Below are 1,901 nucleotides of genomic sequence, written 5' to 3' on the forward strand. Positions count from 1 at the left end.
GCGCAGCTGCCGCGCCCAGACCTCGCGGAAGCCGCGCTGTCCCAGCGGCTGCTCGAACGGGCTCGCCACGAGGTGGACGCGCTTGCCGGCGGCGCGCACCAGCTTGGTGGCGGCTGCATCCTCGGCGATCTCGGAGGCCAGCGCCTGAAGGCCGCCCCGGGCCTCCAGGAACGGCTTGTGCCAGAGCATGCTCTTGCCCTGCGCGAAGCCCAGGCCGAACGCCTCGGCCGCGTATTGCCAGCGGGCCTGCAGGGTGTTGAGGAAGGCGCATTCCACCTCGGCCATGAAATTGCCCGGCCGGGCGCCCGCCGGGGTCGAGCAGACCAGGCCGGTGTCGGCCCGCCAGGCCGCCTGCAGCCGCTGGAGGTAATCCGGCGGCATCGCCACGTTGGAATCGGCGAGCACGACCCAGTCATGCGCGGCGGCGCGCCAGCCGCGCACGCAATTGTTCAGCTTGGGATTGTCGCTCACGCGCTCGTCGCCGAGGATCAGCCGGGCCGGCACCTGCGGGTGGTCGGCGATCAGGCGCTGCACCCGCGGGACGATCGGATCGGCCGGGTCGGCCACGCAGAAGATCAGCTCGTAGGCCGGATAGGCGAGGCGGAAGCTGCGAGCCAGCATCTCGTCGCTGAACGCCTCGACCCCGTGGAGCGGCCGGACCAGGGAGACCGGGGCCCCGGCCGGGAAGGTGGACGCGCCGTGGACCGTCCCGATGCGCCGGCCCGCGATCGCGATGCTGGCGATCTGGATCAGGGCCAACAGCGCGCCGAGGGACAACGCCGACACCGTGGGGTCAATCATGCGGATCCCTTGTTCACGCCCGTGATCGGCCCGGATCGCCGGCGAGCGCGTTGAATCAAGGACTTAGAGCCGTCCCCGATCACAACGTGATCGGGGACGGCTCTAGCGGCCGGACCGCGTCAACCGTGTGACAGCGCCTCCCTCAGAACCGCAGCGTGAGGTTGCCCTTCACGGCCTGGTCCTGCGCCCGGGCGCCGACTTGGCCGGTGTAGGACACGCCGAGGGTCGCGTTCGGCGCCACCCGCAGGTCGAGCCCCGCACTCGCGACCAGCGCGTCCCGGTCGATCGGCACCCCCGCGCTCAGGAAGGCCGGGCCGGTGCCGAAGCTCAGCAGCGCCGTCGGGACCACGTCCCCGAACGCCCGCCGGTAGCCAAGCAGGCCGTAGGCCTTCACCGGAAGCCCGAAGCCCAGATCCAGGCTGGTCTGCGCCCGCACGCCTGCCGTCACCGCGCCGAGGTCATAGTCGCGCGCGTAGCTCACCAGGGCCGCCGCGCCGCCCGTCTCCGCAAACCCGTCCCGCCGGATGCCGATATAGGCCGCGCCGACGAACGGCTCGAGATAGGTCGAGGCCTGCTGCAGCGCCGGGCCGTCCTTCGCCATCAGGGCCGCCGGCGCGCTCAGGGTGAACCGGTAGCCGATCTCGCCGAAGCCCTGGATTGTGTGGCCGCCACCATGCCCGGTCGGGCTGTCCGACAGGCCGTACAGCACGCTGCGCCGAGTGCGGGTGTCGGTGTCGGCGTAGAGGGCGCCGAGCCGCACCGCGACCGGACCGAATTCGTACCCGCCGTAGACGCCGCCGAAGCCGCTCTTGAGCGTCGCGCTCTCCGCCCGGGCATTGCCGCCCTGCCGGCCGGCGCTGTCGAGGTTGGCCTCGGTGTAGCCGCCGACCACGCCGAACTTGAACCCGCTCGGCAGCCGGATGTCGGCGCCGAGCGCGAAGCCGGCGATCTGCCGGTCGAGGTCGAAGGCGTTGCCGCCCCCGCCGGCCGTGCCGAACGCACCAAAACCCTGCCCCCAGAGCCCGAACACCTGCGGGTCGAGGATCCGCGCCGGCACGCTCGCCACCACGGGCGACCGGCCCGGCAGGTCGGCGCTGTAG

The 1,901-nt window shown here is 72.4% G+C and carries 2 protein-coding genes; both read right to left on the bottom strand.

Going from position 1 to position 1,901, the window contains the following annotated elements; genetic code table 11:
• A partial coding sequence (locus FV228_RS28350) for a ceramide glucosyltransferase (RefSeq protein WP_147857532.1) occupies window positions 1-801 on the bottom strand: 801 nt, incomplete at its 3' end.
• A 142-nt stretch (window positions 802-943) separates the two neighbouring features.
• On the bottom strand, window positions 944-1,901 hold a 958-nt coding region (locus FV228_RS28355; RefSeq protein ID WP_147857533.1), incomplete at its 5' end, for an autotransporter outer membrane beta-barrel domain-containing protein.

Origin of the sequence: Methylobacterium sp. WL18 (genome assembly GCF_008040015.1) — a bacterium.
In the GTDB taxonomy this organism is placed as follows: Bacteria; Pseudomonadota; Alphaproteobacteria; order Rhizobiales; family Beijerinckiaceae; genus Methylobacterium; species Methylobacterium mesophilicum.